Here is a 16,082-nt window from a genome sequence, read left to right on the forward strand (position 1 = left end):
TACAATTCCTTTACAAACAGAAAGGAATTAATTTAGCATGATTTCTGAAAACGAATTCCTGATTTTATCGTCTTTGATAAATCAGCCTACTTTTAATCAACGTCAATTGGCCGAAATAACTGGACTATCTGTTGGCACAGTTAATAGCACCTATCGCACATTAGAAGAAAAAGGTCTCACTTCTGATTATTCAGTAACAGATGATGGAACTAAAGAACTTGAACCTTTTAAAGTAAAAAATGCTGTGATTTTAGCCGCTGGACTTTCAAGCAGGCTGGCTCCCATCACATATGATCGTCCAAAAGGAATGCTCAAAGTTCGAGGCGAGATTTTGATTGAGCGCCAAATTGAGCAACTTCTTGATGCTGGTATAGATGACATTTATATCGTCGTTGGCTTTAAAAAAGAAGAGTTTTTCTATTTGGAAGAAAAGTATGGCGTAAAGCTAATCGTGAGCCCTGAGTATATGGAGAGAAACAACCATTCGTCCATTTGGGAAGCGCGACATGTTTTAGGCAACACATATGTTTGCTCTTCTGATAATTACTTCACAATAAACCCATTTAATTCCTATGAATTTGCTTCTTTTACTGCTGCAACTGAATGTCACAGTGCGCCTCTAGAATATTTTTTAAAGACAAAAGGTAGCGTTAACAGAATTGTTGGCGCAGAACTCAATGGTCAAGATGGCTTCGTAATGATGGGTCACACTTTTTGGAATGAAGAATTTTCTAAAAAGTTTATTGAAATTCTTCAATCAGAATGGATGAAGCCAGAAACTGAAGACAAGCTTTGGGATGAGATTTTCTATGAACATGTAGATGAGCTCGTCATGAGAATGAAGGAATATCCACGTGGTGTAATCCAAGAGTTCGACTCTCTTGATCAAGTTAGTGCTTTTGACCCTGAGTTCATCCAAAATGTTGGATCTGATGTGCTTGACAACATTTGCAACACACTTTCTTGCGAACGAAGCGACATTAGAAACATTGACCCCATTAAGCAAGGTTTAACTAATTTATCTTTTTATTTTGAGTGTCGTGGCGACGGTTATGTTTACCGACATCCTGGTGCTGGAACAAATGAGATTATCAATCGCCCTGCTGAGGCTTTCGCGTGTAAAACTGCCGCCGATCTTGGCCTTGATGAAACATTTGTTACTGAAGATGCAACCAGCGGATGGAAGATTTCAAAGTTTGTTCCCGATTGCACTGGCTTTGATTATAGTGACACTTCCCAAGTTGAACGTGCTCTTGGCATGGTTCGAAAGCTGCATCAAAGTGGCGTAATTTCTCCATGGAGTTTCGATTTTTATGATGAGTCTCTAAACATTGTGCACATTTTGAAGGAATCTGGCTGGACCTTCCCTTCTGGTTTTGACGAACTTCAAGCTAGAATTGCATCTCTTGTTGCTCCTATGCGTGCCGGTGCAGGTGAGCCTGTTTTGTGCCACAACGACTTCTATGGTCCAAACTTGTTAGTTCATGGTAAAGATATGTGGCTCATAGACTGGGAATATTCTGCCATGGGCGATTATGGAAATGACTTTGGCAACTTCATTGCCCAGAGTGATTATTATGATGTTGAGGGCGCAATAGAGGCAATGTCTCTTTATTTTGGTAAGAAACCGACACCTGACCAGGAGTTCCATTTAATAGCATGTTCAGCTGTTGTTGGCTGGTATTGGTATGTTTGGGCGATGTTTAAAGAGCTAAAAGGTGCGCCTGCTGGTGAGTGGCTTTATGTTTGGTATCGAGCGGCGAAAGAATTTTCGGCAAGAGCAATTGAGATGCTTGGCGGAAATTCATTCGAGAGAAACCTTTCCATGGACGAATTCCGCATTCTTGCAAAGGCAGATGCTAGACGTGCTGGTCGAGATTATGAATATGGTGAAGTCTCCAACACAGCTGAGGCGAGTGAGAACCTTGAAAAGCGGGGTTTTTTGCGTGACGGCGAAATTACTGCTCTTGGAGTTGCTGCGCTTGAGCCATACAGAGTTAAGCGCGGCGTTTTGCTTGCTGCTGGTTTCGGAAGCCGACTTTTGCCTGTGACTGTCAACACTCCAAAACCTCTTGCGCGTGTAAACGGTTTGCGAATTATCGACCGTTTGATTGATGGTCTCCTTGCTGCTGGAGTTACTGAAATTTATGTAGTGCGTGGTTATCTGGCAGAAGAATTCGATCAACTTCTGAACAAATATTCTGACATTAAGTTCATTGAGAATCCACTCTATTCTAAGACCAATAACATTAGTTCGGCGCTCGCAGCAATCGACCATTTTGAAGATGCATATGTTTTTGAAAGCGATTTATTGCTGGAAAACCAATGTTTGCTCACACCCTACCAATATCGCTCCAACTATTTGGGGATTGACGTTGATAGCACCGATGACTGGCGTTTCCTCACCGACGAAAACGAGAGAATTTGTGATCTTGCTAAAGGTGACGAAAATCGTTGCTGGCAAATGGTCGGCGTCTCCTATTGGGAAAAATCAGATGCGCATCGACTTGCTGAAGACATACGAGAAATCTTTGAGACCGAAGAGGGCAAACAAATATTTTGGGATGAAGTTCCAATCCTTCATAAAAATGAACATTTTGATCTTTATGTTCGTCCTTGCAAAAGTGAAGACATCGTTGAGATTGACGATTTCGAGGACTTGCAGAGAATAGACCCTTCATACATCGTTAAAAAGAAGGCCGTCTAAAAGGAGAGACAGTGGAAGAAAAGCTTGAAACATTTGAGAGCTCAGAATATTTTGAAAAGCGTTCATTGAAAACAGGAGCTGCAGGTTGGATGCTTCTGATGGGACTTGGAGTTGCCTATGTTATTTCTGGTGACTTTTCGGGCTGGAATTATGGCATTGCACACGGTGGTTGGTTGGGTTTAGCAATTGCATTTGTCTTGATGGGAACAATGTATGTTTGCACAGTTCTTGGTGAGGCAGAAATGTCTTCCGCATTGCCAACTGCGGGAGCAGGGTTCGCATTTTCGAGATGTGCGATGGGAAGGTTTGGCGGATTTTTAACAGGTCTTGCAATTACAGTTGAATATGTTTGCGCCCCAGCTGCAATATCTACTTTTATCGCTAATTATTTCTTGGAATTGGGACTTCTCCCCGATGATTTTCCAAGACTCGTTTTGATTGCAATCATATTTTTCATTTTCTTAGGAGTGCACATTTTCGGCGTAGGTGAAGCGCTGAAATTGATGCTTTTAATCACACTTGTTGGCGCTGTTGCGCTTGTCGCGTTTGTAGTTGGAGCTGCTCCTGCTTTTGATCCAGCTGGACTATTTGACATTGCTCCAAATGGCGGAACTTCCACCGCACTTCCTTTTGGTTTTAGTGGCCTTCTGGCTGCTCTCCCTTTTGGAATATGGTTCTTTCTTGGTGTCGAGGGTGTTCCTCTGGCGGCGGAAGAAGCAAAGAATCCGAAGAAAGACATCCCCCGTGCCATTATAGGCTCAATGGCTGTGCTCATTTGCACAGGTCTCGCTGTGCTCACTTTTGCTGCTGGTGTAACAGGTTCTCAGGTAATGGGCGAGTCTTCTGCTCCTCTCGTTGATGCTCTCAATGCAGCAGGGAATCCTGGGCTTGCATTCTTTGTAAACGTAGCAGGTTTATTCGGGCTCATTGCATCTTTCTTTTCTCTGATCTATGCAGGTTCAAGAGAAGTGTTTGCACTTTCCAGAGCCGGTTATTTACCAACTTTTTTGTCTTTGACAGGAAAGCGTAAAACGCCTTGGGTAGCTCTTGTTGTTCAAGGAGTTATTGGTTTTTTGCTGGTTGTAGTTGTGGAGTCAGGCGACGTTTTGCTCAACATGGCAGTTCTTGGTGCTTGCATTAGTTATGCTTTAATGAATGCTTCGCACATCATTTTTAGGAATAAGCAACCTGGTTTAAAACGTGGATGGCTTACGCCAGGAGGTAAAGTAACGACCTGTGTTGGGCTTGTTCTTTCTGTTATTGCAGTTTGTTCAACGTTCTTTGTCGACACGATTGCTTCAATTGGAATCATTTGCGTACTCATTGCAGGTTCAGTTTATTTCTTCGTCTATGCAAAGAAGCGCCTCATTGCAAATGCTCCAGAAGAGGAGTTTGCCAAACTTGAAGATGCGAGTGCAGAAATTAGATAATGCATACTTTTTCTGTAAAGAGTCACTCTGTTAACGATGTGGCAACATCCTAAATTCTGTGTCAGGAATTGTTAGAGAAACTTTCCATATTGATAGTTAATGCGAATAGGAACGTTTTTTTATTAGTGAGAAGCATTTCCGGAGTTGTATTTTGAATAGACGAGGAGTTGGTTATGAAAGCATATAAAGGAACAATTCTGACCGTAGACAAAAGTGACTCCATTGCTAAATGGCTTGTTGAAGATACTGGTCAAATAGTTTATGTTGGAGATGAACTTCCATCTCAATTTAAAAATGCTGAAGTTATTAACCTTGGAAGAAAAACGCTTTGCCCAAGCTTTGTCGACACTCATGCGCATCTAGCAAGCTTTGCAACGTTTAATGCAGGCCTCAATGTGATGAATGCTCGTTCTAATTCAGAAATCGTTGAGCGTGTTGCTGATTTCTCTAAAAGAACGTCAGCTAAAGTCTTAATTGCATTTGGAGCTTCTCCCTACTCAGTGGAGGAAGGACATCTTGTTAGTCGTGAACAACTTGATTTAGCTTGTCCTGACAAACCGGTTATGCTTGTCAAATATGATGGCCATGCATGCGTTGTGAATTCTGCATTACTTAAGTTGATAAATTCTGATGTAAAAGAACTTCGTGGATATCATCCTGATAGCGGAGAGATGAACCAGGAAGCATTTTTTAAAGTTTCTGACTTTATTACTAGTTCGCTCTCAATTCCAGAACTTGTAAGAAACATTCAAAAGGCCATGGATTATTATGCGTCACGTGGAATTGGAATGGTCCACACAGTAAGCGGTGTTGGTTTCGCTGGCGACATGGACATAACAATGGAACAATGTGTAGCAAAGAGCGCACAAAGCGGTTTCCAAATTCGAGTTTTTCCACAAACGCTTGATGTAAATGTTGCGCTAAAAAGAAAACTGCCAAGAATTGGTGGCTGCTTTGCATGCGCGCTTGACGGATGCTTTGGATCAGCCGATGCTGCTTTGAACGAACCTTATGAAGGAACCAGTGACACTGGCGTTCTTTACTATGATGATGAGAAAGTTGCTTCATTTTGCAAGGCAGCTAACCGCGCTGGGCTCCAGATTGAAATGCATGCTATTGGAGATGCTGCTTTTGATCAAGCCGCTAGATGCATCAAGGCAGCGCTTGATGAATTCCCTCGAAAAGATCACCGACACGGCATAATTCATTCTTGCTTGCCAACAGAAGAAGGCACCAAGATTTGCGCGGAATATGGAATTCAATTTCCTATGCAAACCTCTTTTATTGATTGGCCTCAAGAGCCAGATGAATATCTTTGCAAGTTGTTGGGCAATAAAAGAGCAAACAACCTCAATCCACTGCGCAAGTATTGGGATGCAGGAATCCGAATTTCTGCGGGATCCGATGCGCCATGCACTGATCCTAATCCAATTCTCTGGATGGAAAAAGCCTGCAATCACTCTAATCCACATGAGTCTCTAACACCTGAAGAAGCACTTCGAATGTGCACGTTTAATGGTGCAGCTGCAACGTTTGACGATGATAAACGAGGATCGCTCGAGGAAGGAAAAATTGCTGACATGACAGTGCTCAATGGAAATCCCTATGATGCTGATTGGAAAAACCTAAAAGTTGAACAGCTCATTTTGCAAGGCAAGCCATATGAAAATCAAAGACAAGGTGCATTCTCTGCTCTGCTTAAAGGATTTGTTTCAAAAGCTAAGAACTACTAGAGTAATTATTTTTTTGCAAGGTGCATGCCTCTGAGTAGCCAACTTTGTTGAATTTAGGCACAGTTGCGCACGAATACCACCAGCATGAATCCCTCTTGTTATAAGTGCGGAATCAACGAGTTCTGCTTGCTCCAAATCTTTTCCTTATAGAGCGTCTAAAAGTCCAGTTCGTGTGATGCGAGAGATGAGCAAAGCGTAGGTTATTACGCTTTGCCTCCCACCAAAGTTTCTCCTGTGAAGTGCCAGTTGTTGAAATCGGTTGAGTCACCTTCGATTTTGTAGTGGAACATCGAGTGTGAATAACGTCCATCAGAAGAAATCATCCAAAAATCACGCACGTTCATGCTTGGGTCGTCTTCAAAAATGGTTGATCCATATTTAGAGTAGTTTTGCCCCATAGCGCTTAGTATTGTCGCCATTAGTTGCGAATGGCTAACTGGTGAGTCGGTTCTTACTACGTTTCCTTCCCCTGTTCCACTCTTTTTAGCGAACATAATTGGAGTAGTAGCGTAATCAGGCAAATCCTCTGAGGAATGCCAGTTGCCATGGTCTGAAGTAATAATTATTGTTGCGTTGTCATAAAGGCCTTTTTCCTTTAATTGTTTCAAGTATTCGTTGACGATGTGAATTGCGGCGCGCGCCTGCGTAGTTTCGTCGGAATTGCCAACACCAACATCTTCTGCATTTTCATTCAGATAATATGGATCGTGATCGCCGTTTAGGTGAATTAGTCTAAATGCGCCGTTGTAGCCACGGTCGTCTACTGTGATTCCTGAATCTTTGAGTTTTTCATAATAGCGAACATCATCTGTAACGTGGACGGTATCTGCTGGCGAGCCGTCGGATTGGTATGAGATAACGTTTCTGTTTATGTCATCGGTGTAGAAGCGGAAGCGCTCTTTGAAAACCCAAGGTGCATCACGATATAGAGAACACTTAATTAGCGACTTCACTGCGTTTTCAACGTTGATATTCATGCTGCTCAAAGGGTGAATGTTTATTGTGTTAGAAGCAACATACTTCTGTGAATCTTCGTCGCTCATTTTGTTTAGTTGCAGGTCGGGACTGTAAATTCCAACTGAATAGTTGGAATCATGCATGTCTTTGAGGAAAGTAGACCTTTTGTATCTAGTTTCTCTGTAGTGAACTAGGTCCTCACCCTCATCTGGATGAACTCCTGTCAGCATATATGGAATGGCATTGTTCGTTGGAATCATTACGCTGTTTGAATTGTGGAAATAGGTAAATCCCTGCCACTCATTGAGTGCATCTGGATATTCTTGCAACACCCTGTCCATTGTTTTTGTGTCAAATCTGTCAAGCACAAACATGATTACATTGTTTTTGCTTGAAACTTCGTTCATTCCATCTTCTGTAATTTGTGTTGGTCCCAAATCGCTTGAATAACTTCTCTCAGTAATTTGGTTTGCGAACAGGCTACCAACCCCAACGGCCTGCACGAAAATCAAAACGATGGAGATGGCGGCTGCAAAACCCTGGAAGCGACTGCGGTTTATGTTTGAAACTAATGCGATACCAACAATGAGAACAATCCAAACTATGAGTGAGACAATCATCATCGTTTTATGGTCACCCCAGAAATCAACTTCGCGACCGTCTGCAGATGGAAGCCCATTGTTCATAAACATAGCTTGTATGTAGAAACAGAGGCTCACAGCAAAAGCAAGAGCAAGCAAAACTGTAAATAGTTTTCCTCTGAATAAAGACAGCACAATAGCTGTGATTAAAATTACAATTATTGTGAACACGGCCATTGGAATTGCGATGTCGCTTAACGCAAAACTTAAAGAGCCACCTGCACCTGCGACTATCTCATATGGGGCGACAATGCCGAGGGTAAATCCTCCAAACGTGCAAACTATTAAAGAAAGAATGAAACGACGGAACCATCCTGGTTCTATTCCCTTGTCCTCTTTTTTCTCTCCCTTTTCTTTTTTCACGAAGATAGAAGTTTTTCTTGCTTCAATTGTGTGACGGTCCTCTTCAGCAATGATTGGGTTGCCGCTTTCGTCTACTCTGCACCATGCAGGGTCAACTTCTTTCCCCGCATTTTCATCAATTCCAAGCGCTTTAACAAGTTTTTTTCTTGTTCGACGAAATGCCACGCCAAGCACAGTGGATAGCGCAACAGCCACGCCTGCCAATGCCTGAATAGTGTAGGTCATAACTGACGGATCTACATATGCCCAGGCAACGTTTGAGAACAACGGCAGTGTTGTCGCGGCAAGCACTAAACATGCGAACACATCAAAAGAAATGAGCACTAGGCGCCTGCAGTCTAAATTAGTTTTCTGCATTCTAATCACCTTTCTCTTCCTCATGTTTTTCTGCCTGCTTAGTTAATATTTCCTGCAGTAAATATTCGCCTGCAACGTTGGCAGATTCACCGATGTTAAAAATCGTTTTATTGCGAATTTCTTTGATTTTGTCATGCCAGCTGCTTTGATGCTCAATCATTTCAGCAAGCACATCGCCAATTTCGTTTGCTTTAGCAGGGTCAAGTGATTTTCCAATCTCATTGCGAAGTGTGATGTCGACTGGTTCAATTCCTAAATCTTTCCAATTAGGATTTGAAACCTTCATTTTAGTGTCCATGAAAACGACTGGTTTGCATGTTGAAAATGCGAATTCTGCTGAGACTGAAGACCAGTCAGTGATCAAAATGTCGGAAGAAAAAATTGTTTTGTTTGACGAAAAGTCTTTTTCGAAATAGAGTTCATCTTCTGACACATTTTCATAATTTGCTTGAAGTGCTTTCCAACGTGCTCCATAACGTTTTGTGTATTCTGGATGTGGTCTCACAATAATTTTCCAACCACGTCCGAGCATCGATTTGAGCATGTCATCAATGCACGAGTCTAAAATGCAATCCTCTTGCCATGATGGTGCAATCAAAATTGTTGGCTTGTCATTACCCGAAGTCAGTTCTGAGAATGCTTCAATCTCTTCGTCAAGCAACGGATAACCGCACTCGACAAGGTTTTTTGCAGACAGGTTATATATTTTTTCTGCTTGTCTAACTTCTTTTACTTGATGAGGTCCTGTGCAAAGCAGAGTGTCGAATTTGTCATAGGCTTCTTTTCTAGCTGCCAAATGAGTTGAAGTCATGTGATGGAAGAAGAAAACATATTCAATGTCATCGCGAACATAGGAGCGCTTAATGTAGTAGTTGTCAAAATCTTCAAGTGTCATCGCGACAACATCGGCGTCCATTTTCATCATGAGCGTGATGGCTTTCTTTTGACCGATGTAGTAGGGGCGAATTCGAGGTTCCGTTTCCGCAATTTTAAAAATTTGATCGTCTGGGTCGTTGGTTACATAATGAATGTTGCCTTTTGAATTCTTTAAGAGATATTCAATTGCGCCTTTGAAATATTTATAGAAACCACTTCCTTCAGAATAAAAAACCATGTGTTTATCAACAACATGCAAGAATTTCTTGTAATCTCGTTTTTCACGTTTTGCAAGCGGATCTTTCTGATACCACTTCTTTTTCTCTGCTCCGTCAAGGGACTCTAGCGCTTCTAGTTCTTCGCGACTTGCTTGCAAATCTTCGTAGTCAATGTATTTTTTAGGTTTGATACAAATGTTGCAAATTGCCTGAATGATAATTGCTGAGAAGTTAGAGACAATCCAATAAAAGCACATTCCTGCTGCAACAAAAACGCCAAGAAACAATGACAAGCCAATTGACAAACCGTTGGTCATGTTCTTTTCGGCTTTTGATTGTTCTTTTTGAAGAGGGTTGATTCTGTTTTGCGCGAAGCCCATAATAACAGCAGAAAGCCCTGCAAGAACAGGCATTATCCAAGAAACTCCGCCGTCTTCAATCGGGACGAGTCCTAAAAATTCTGTTCCTGGCGCGCCATTGTCGGTTATGACATGAATCACGTCAACAAGGCCAAACAAAATTAGAACTTGCACTGCAAGGGGGATTAGAGAAAGCATTGGGTGGTAGTGCTTTTCTTTGTACATCTCATTTTGCTTTTCGCCAATTGTTTCTTTATCGCCATAATATTTTATTTTCAGGCGGTTGAGGGCTGGCATGATTTTTACCATTACGATGCTGTTCCATTGGCACCAAAGTGACATTGGGAACAGAATTACTTTTGTAATGAGTGTAAATAAAAGGATTGAAATCCACCAGTTTCCAGAAATGTCATAACATGGCTGCACTATCAGCATTAGTGCATTGGTGATTGCTTCTATCAATTGTTACTCCGTAATACTTCTTAGCAAGGAACACACTTGTGCTCAATTAACATATTCAACCTTATGAGTTTACCAAAGCGAGCACAGCAATTAAGAAATTAGACCGTGCAGCCCTTTTGTTATCCTCTCACATCTTGTTTATTTTTCAGCAAATCTTTGTAGCAAGCGAGGTTTGCGCGGAAATCTTTGCTTGTTTAGAAGCGATGCTTTTCACTAGAGTTCATTTGGTTTTCGCTCGTCAGTTCATGCCAACTGGTGAGCAGTCTTTCGCTCACAGCATTTATAACAGCACATCCTGGTTCAGATGTGTGAGTGCAATCGCGAAATTTGCATTGATGTGATAGTTTTGCTATTTCTGGAAAAGCTTTTTCAATCCCATTTACGCAGTCAATCATTCCTATTGAGCGAAGCCCAGGCATGTCAACAACTCTGTGATTGTCTGTTAGCTCGATTATTTCACGTGAAACAGTTGTGTGACGACCTTTGTCGTCAAATTCACGCACTTCGCCTCGCAGGCACAATTCTTCTTCTGCTATTCCGTTGATTAATGATGATTTTCCTGCTCCCGATTTTCCAACTAAAATTGTTGTTACGCTTTTTTCGAATAACCTCTCTATTTCAAAATGTTCTTCTTCAATCGTCAAATTATCGTTACTCTCTATTTCACAAATTGTAAGACGCTTGCATTTTGCTGACAGTCCATTTAATTCAGTTTTGTAAATGTTGTCGAAAGCAGGCAGAAATTCTTTCACTTCGCCTAGGTTAGGTTTTGATAGGTCGCATTTAGTAATTATTAAATCTGTTGGGATGTTTGCGTTTTTAGATATTACGAGCATTCTTGCGATATGAGAGAAATTTAGTTCGGAAGCAACAGAGCAAATTGCAATTCTGTCAAAATTTGCTGCTAGTGCTTGTTTTTTATTGCGATTAACTGGGTCGTTTCGATACAGTTCAGTTTTTCGCGGAAGAATTCGATTTATGATTGCGTTTTCTTGGTTGTTGGTAAGCGTGACTTCAACCAAGTCCCCTATTGTTAGCGCCTGCTTTTTTTTCGACATTTTCGCACAGAATTCCGCTCGCAGTTTTTTCGAAACACATGTCTTTCCGGTTTGCAATTCACCCTTTAAATCGTTGAAGCCTTCGTCCCTAGATTGCAGTTCCACTAAGGGGAGACCACGATCGAGCTTGATTACTTCAGCAACTTTTTCCACTAGTTGTCCTCAATATCTTCATCTGTCTCAGCTTGGGCAAGTTCTGCCCTTTTTCGTTTCGCGAGGTAGAGATAAAAACCAGACATAATTCCGCCGAAAATTAGCATACAAATTCCAAAAGAGAGTCCTTGTGCATCAAATTCAGGATTGACTTCATTGCCTACTGCTTTTATACTTGAGCTCTCTGCATGTACATCGCATAGTCCGTCGTGCTGAGGGCATGCGATATTAAACACACCTCGCACTTTTAATGTGGTCCCACGTTTCCCATAGGCACCATATGTGTCTATTAAATTGGTGGTGTTTTCGGTGCAATAAACTGATATTGTGCTGAATTTATCCTTTTCCTCTGCCTGCAATGTTATCCAATAGTGACCTTCTTCAAAGCCTACTGTGCGTCTGTCGCCAATCACTTCTCCCACGATTTGCACTGTTTGCCCATCAAGGATGTTAGCGGAAGAGTCCTGCAACTCAGCAATTGACGTGTCATAGAGAAAAGAAGAATCTGCATCTTGCGATGGATTCACTTTGTTTGTTGGAGTTAGGGCTTGCGGATCTGCAATTCCACCTGCGTCATTTCTTGCTTTTAATTCACAACCAGTGAGTGACATTGTCATTAAAAGCGATAGGAATGCGAGCGCTATGGGTTCAAAAAATCTTTGCTTAGTAGATGAGCGATGTTGAGTCTTTGTAGTTTCAGCGTTCCAGCCAGTGAACTTGCAATTTTGAGCAGTGTTATTGCTAATTACTGCGCTCAAAGAAAATCTATTCCTATCTTTATTTTCAGAAAAGTTTTCTTTCTGAAAATTTGTGCGCTTCCTGAGTACGCTTAATTTGCGTGAATTGAAAAACTCTTTATTTTTAGAAGTCCTTAAACTCATGACAGTTGACCTTTAACTCTTCTGCAACTCGTCATCTGAAAACTTGGGGTTCATGAATTTAGATGATCGTCCCTCACGCTTAAGTATTCGTTTATTAGGCTTAAAGCTCGCTATAGATTGGGCAATGATTGCCAGCAACGCGATAAATTCTAAACGTCCAGCCCACATTAAAATAATGTAGATGACCTCAAGGCTAATTGGCATTCCAGCATTTGCGATGCCACATGTGATTCCTCCATTTGATGTCAGCGTAATCGATTCAAACATCGACTTTGTTGCGTCGTATCCATGGGTGATTCCTGCAAGAGTTCCAATCACAAATGCAATGATGAACAAGACAAAAATCGTCATTGAATTTTTAACGGTGGTCGCGTCTAGAACTCGCCTTCCTGTGTGAAGGTAGTGCATTGATAGTTTTGCTGTTGATGGCGAAACGGCTTCTTTTATCGTCAGCACAAGTGATTTGAAAATAACCCCAATTCTCACAAACTTGATGCCGCCCGCGGTGCTTCCTGCAGATCCACCGACAGCCATAATCAAGGCAAGTGTGATGAAAGCCCCAGACGACAGAACCGCGTTTAGTTGAGTCTGGTTTAAAACGGTTAGGCCTGTGGTTGAAAAAGCCGTGATAATCGTAAATGTGCCGCGGTGTATCAAAGATGGTAGCGTGTTGAAATAGTTGCTTTGTGTTGCCGTAGCGGTGAATATAATCATCATTATTACGAGCCAGATAGCACCCGTTTTCGTTTCGATGTCATTAAAAAACATCATTGGCTTGCCCTTGAAAATCCAATATATGATGTTGAAGCTCACAGTGCCAATAATCATTACAAGCATGCACACAAATTCAATCGACAGTGAGTTGTAATACATTAGCGAATCACTCATTGGTGAAAACCCACCTGTTGTATACGCTGAAATTGACATCCACAAAGATTGCAGAAAAGCGCGCGATGGCTCAAGTCCGTCGTGAACCATCAGCAAAAAAAGCACAAGTGTTGAAAACATAACAATGATTAATGTGATTCTAATGATGAAACGCGTGGCGGCGACTATGTTGGGGATAACGTGTTCATCTCTTCCTTCGCCTTGGAATAGAGCCGTAGAGGTTCCTTTTCCGAAGATTCCGAGCGAAAGTGCAACTACAATAATTCCAAGGCCCCCGGTGAAGTGCATCATGAAACGAAACATGTTGTCGGCGTTAGATAGATGATCAAGGTCGACCAAAACTGAGGCACCTGTCGTGGTGTAGCCTGAAACAGCATCGAAAAGTGCGTCGGTGTATTGCACAAAATGCCCTGAATAGTAAAGCGTAAATGAAGCAGCAATTGACAAAAACATCCAGGAAAAACCTGTGACTGCAACTGCCTGCTGTTTGGTGAGTTTTTCGGGCGACACTTTGGCAAGGCTTAAAATGGCACCTATTGCAATGCATGCCCCAATTGAAGTTGTGTATCTTGCCAACGGATTCCATTCTTGGAAAACAATCGCTGTTACAACTGACGGCAGCATTATTACTGCAGATCCGATTAGCAAAAACCCAAGGTAGTGCACAATCACTCTCACATCTTCAAATGTATAACGTGACCACATTTAAAATTTCACCGTTGTAATGATTGTTGTGATTGCGGTTACTGCCCAAAGGACAAATATTAAACAAATGATTGAAAGCAAAAAAGAAGCAATCGAAAAAACAACTTCTCTAGCTGGGATTTTTGTCTTCTTTGTTTTTGGCATAGCAAGAACATTTTACATCACACGCTGGTAAAATGATTGGGTTATAATGTAGTGACGCTTCTCATGGAACTAACTTTCACGTTAAACGATGTTGACATATCCAGTTTGAGCGACACGCAACGTCGCATGATTGAAGACATTGTGCATCTGGGCAGCACAGTGGCTAGTGAAATTTGCACGCCTCGCGTTGACATGATAAACGTTGACTGCGATGAAAGCGTGAGAGTTGCCATGGAGCGTATGCGCGGAACTGGATATTCTCGTCTACCAGTCACACATTCCGACAGCGATGAGATTGTTGGAATTGTTCATTACAAGGATTTAATATCGGCCGCCCTCGACGGCGATTCTGATATTTCATGTTCAAAATTCATGTATCGACCGAAATATGTTCCGGAGTCAAAAGATGTAATTAAGCTTCTTGAAGAAATGCAAGTTGAGCATTGCCAGATGGCAATTGTGATTGATGAATATGGTGGAACAGAGGGTCTCATCACCGTTGAAGACATTGTGGAAGAAATTGTTGGCGAAATTGTAGACGAAACTGACGATGAAGAAGCTCTACTCGAGCGCATTAACGACACAACGTGGCGAGTTGACGGAAAATGCCCTGTTAAGTTTGCTGAGCAGTATGGATGGCCTGTTAAAGAAGCTGAAGATTATGAAACAATTGCAGGGTGGTTGCTCGATGAAATTGACTCTGTCCCAACGGCTGGCGAAGAATTTGAATTTGATGGATATTCTTTCAAAATCGAAAAGATGAGACGAAACAGAATTCAGTCAATACGCATTGAAAAGCAGGCTTAATCGACTTTTTTGGGTTCTCTCAAAAAAGCACGAGTATACATACTGTGATAAAATCATTAAAACTAGTTCGACCAAATTGAGGAGGATAAAATGTCTAAATTTGGATGCTTTGCAAGCGGAGTAGTTGTTGGTGCTCTGGGCGGTGGAATTGCAGCCCTTCTCTTAACTCCAAAAACAGGTGAAGAAAATCGTGCGCTCGTGGCTGATTACGCCACTAATATTGCAAACAATGCTCAAACTTACAGCGACCAAGTTGCTGCTTCTTTCCAGGACGGCATTAAACAAGCAAGCACTGTAGGTGGCAATTTTGTTGGCAACGTAAAGAGCACAGTGGAAACTGCAGGAACGCAATTTAACGACAGAAACGATGAGCTTCGCGCAAAAATTGAAGCTGCCCGAGATCGCATAGCTCAACAGGTAAAGAAAAATGCTGAGCAGGATGAAGCTGAAGACGATGAAGTTTCTCCAGCAGAAGTTGAGTCTGAAGAGACTGCTGAAGAATAGAGTTGTCATTCAAGACATCTGAATATCTTGGCAAATTAGCCTATTTAACGACCGACGAAAGTGACGAAGAGGTAACCGTCAAAAAAGTCGGTCGTGTCCATTTTTTCGTTTTTCATCAACGGAAGTGCGTCGGAGTGCTCGTTAAACGCCCTGATCTTGCGATGATGATTCACAGGAAAGACATTTTCGCTCCACTAAATGCAATCTATTTTCAAGATAAGGCAATTATTCTTGATTCCGACTATGAAGATAAAGCAAATGCATACCTAAAAGAGAACAAAATCAAGCTTTCGCAAACTTTTGTTTGGGATGGAATGACGGTTAACTGCGAAAACGATAAAAGCCTTGGTACTGTTGATTGCGTTGTTTGTTCAGAAAAATCAGGAAAGCTCATCGAGCTGCATGTCTCTGACGGCGTTACTTCTGACAAGTTGCTCGGGGTTCGTGTTTTGCCATCTGACCTTGTTTTAGGAATGAGAATGGGCACTGGCACGGCTCGTTTGATGACTGTTGACGACAAAGAGGATGAAGGCTGTGGCGTTTTGTGCGTTAAAAATGAGGCTTCAACAATTCCTCTCACTGGAGGAGCTGCCGAAAAGTTGGCTGTGAGCAGTGCAAAAGCTAAAGACAAAGCGATAGAAACTGCTATCGATGTTAAGAAGAAGGCGGTTCCAGCAACAAAGAAAGCTAAAGCAGCCGCTTCAACTGTTATAGATGCGGGAGTAAAAAAAGCTGGTCGTGATTCTGCAACTATTAAAAAAGGTGTTGTTGGATTTAAAGACGAATTTATGAAATCCTTTAATGGGGAAGATAAATAACTATCTTTCCTTTTTTGTTAA

Annotated in this window: 12 protein-coding genes; 7 read left to right on the plus strand and 5 right to left on the minus strand. The window is 41.8% G+C overall.

Annotated elements, in window-relative coordinates; translation table 11 throughout:
* Positions 1-37: 37 nt before the first annotated feature.
* From FXZ76_RS01255 to FXZ76_RS01265, 3 genes are all read left to right on the plus strand, one after another.
* The gene (locus tag FXZ76_RS01255) at positions 38-2,707 is read left to right on the plus strand and encodes an NTP transferase domain-containing protein (RefSeq protein WP_079535323.1); all 2,670 of its coding nucleotides are present in this window, start codon (positions 38-40) and stop codon (positions 2,705-2,707) included.
* 11 nt (positions 2,708-2,718) lie between these two features.
* Positions 2,719-4,137, plus strand: coding sequence for an ethanolamine permease (gene eat, locus FXZ76_RS01260; protein ID WP_079535324.1), 1,419 nt, complete (start codon positions 2,719-2,721; stop codon positions 4,135-4,137).
* A gap of 173 nt (positions 4,138-4,310) precedes the next feature.
* On the plus strand, positions 4,311-5,870 hold the full coding sequence (locus tag FXZ76_RS01265) for an amidohydrolase (protein WP_079535325.1): 1,560 nt from the start codon (positions 4,311-4,313) through the stop codon (positions 5,868-5,870).
* Between the two features lie 203 nt (positions 5,871-6,073).
* Here the strand turns inward: FXZ76_RS01265 and FXZ76_RS01270 are convergent, their stop codons facing one another.
* The 5 genes from FXZ76_RS01270 to FXZ76_RS01290 all read right to left on the minus strand — a co-directional run bounded on the left by FXZ76_RS01270 (position 6,074) and on the right by FXZ76_RS01290 (position 13,788).
* Complete coding sequence (locus FXZ76_RS01270) at positions 6,074-8,188, minus strand: sulfatase-like hydrolase/transferase (RefSeq protein WP_079535326.1); 2,115 nt, start codon at positions 8,186-8,188, stop codon at positions 6,074-6,076.
* A gap of 1 nt (position 8,189) precedes the next feature.
* Complete coding sequence (yidC, locus tag FXZ76_RS01275; RefSeq protein ID WP_231961717.1) at positions 8,190-10,103, minus strand: membrane protein insertase YidC; 1,914 nt, start codon at positions 10,101-10,103, stop codon at positions 8,190-8,192.
* Positions 10,104-10,297: 194 nt separating this feature from the next.
* Entirely contained in the window at positions 10,298-11,314 is a 1,017-nt protein-coding gene (gene rsgA, locus FXZ76_RS01280; protein WP_079535327.1) for a ribosome small subunit-dependent GTPase A, read from the minus strand.
* Positions 11,314-12,072, minus strand: a complete 759-nt coding sequence (locus FXZ76_RS01285; protein WP_147571491.1) for a hypothetical protein — start codon at positions 12,070-12,072, stop codon at positions 11,314-11,316. The genes rsgA and FXZ76_RS01285 overlap by 1 nt, the downstream gene beginning before the upstream one ends.
* A gap of 135 nt (positions 12,073-12,207) precedes the next feature.
* Positions 12,208-13,788 (minus strand): TrkH family potassium uptake protein, encoded by a 1,581-nt coding sequence (locus FXZ76_RS01290; protein WP_079535329.1) that lies wholly within the window; start codon positions 13,786-13,788, stop codon positions 12,208-12,210.
* A 19-nt stretch (positions 13,789-13,807) separates the two neighbouring features.
* On the opposite strand from FXZ76_RS01290, the gene FXZ76_RS06290 reads away from it, so the two are divergent.
* The 4 genes from FXZ76_RS06290 (at position 13,808) to FXZ76_RS01305 (ending at position 16,061) form a co-directional block, all read left to right on the plus strand.
* Positions 13,808-13,963: a hypothetical protein gene (locus FXZ76_RS06290; protein WP_157887269.1), complete on the plus strand. Its 156-nt coding sequence runs from the start codon at positions 13,808-13,810 to the stop codon at positions 13,961-13,963.
* A gap of 5 nt (positions 13,964-13,968) precedes the next feature.
* On the plus strand, positions 13,969-14,739 hold the full coding sequence (locus tag FXZ76_RS01295; protein ID WP_147571493.1) for a hemolysin family protein: 771 nt from the start codon (positions 13,969-13,971) through the stop codon (positions 14,737-14,739).
* Between the two features lie 90 nt (positions 14,740-14,829).
* Complete coding sequence (locus FXZ76_RS01300) at positions 14,830-15,243, plus strand: YtxH domain-containing protein (RefSeq protein WP_079535331.1); 414 nt, start codon at positions 14,830-14,832, stop codon at positions 15,241-15,243.
* A gap of 2 nt (positions 15,244-15,245) precedes the next feature.
* Positions 15,246-16,061, plus strand: a complete 816-nt coding sequence (locus tag FXZ76_RS01305) for a hypothetical protein (RefSeq protein WP_079535332.1) — start codon at positions 15,246-15,248, stop codon at positions 16,059-16,061.
* Positions 16,062-16,082: the final 21 nt, after the last annotated feature.

The organism is Phoenicibacter congonensis (genome assembly GCF_902386915.1).
Lineage (GTDB): Bacteria > Actinomycetota > Coriobacteriia > Coriobacteriales > Eggerthellaceae > Phoenicibacter > Phoenicibacter congonensis.

Excerpts from the sequence above, each read along its gene's own strand:
- FXZ76_RS01290 (WP_079535329.1), bottom strand. The coding sequence starts at position 13,788 with ATGTGGTCACGTTATACATTTGAAGATGTGAGAGTGATTGTGCACTAC.
- FXZ76_RS01255 (WP_079535323.1), top strand. The coding sequence starts at position 38 with ATGATTTCTGAAAACGAATTCCTGATTTTATCGTCTTTGATAAATCAG.
- FXZ76_RS01270 (WP_079535326.1), bottom strand. The coding sequence starts at position 8,188 with ATGCAGAAAACTAATTTAGACTGCAGGCGCCTAGTGCTCATTTCTTTT.
- FXZ76_RS01300 (WP_079535331.1), top strand. The coding sequence starts at position 14,830 with ATGTCTAAATTTGGATGCTTTGCAAGCGGAGTAGTTGTTGGTGCTCTG.
- FXZ76_RS01265 (WP_079535325.1), top strand. The coding sequence starts at position 4,311 with ATGAAAGCATATAAAGGAACAATTCTGACCGTAGACAAAAGTGACTCC.
- FXZ76_RS06290 (WP_157887269.1), top strand. The coding sequence starts at position 13,808 with ATGATTGTTGTGATTGCGGTTACTGCCCAAAGGACAAATATTAAACAA.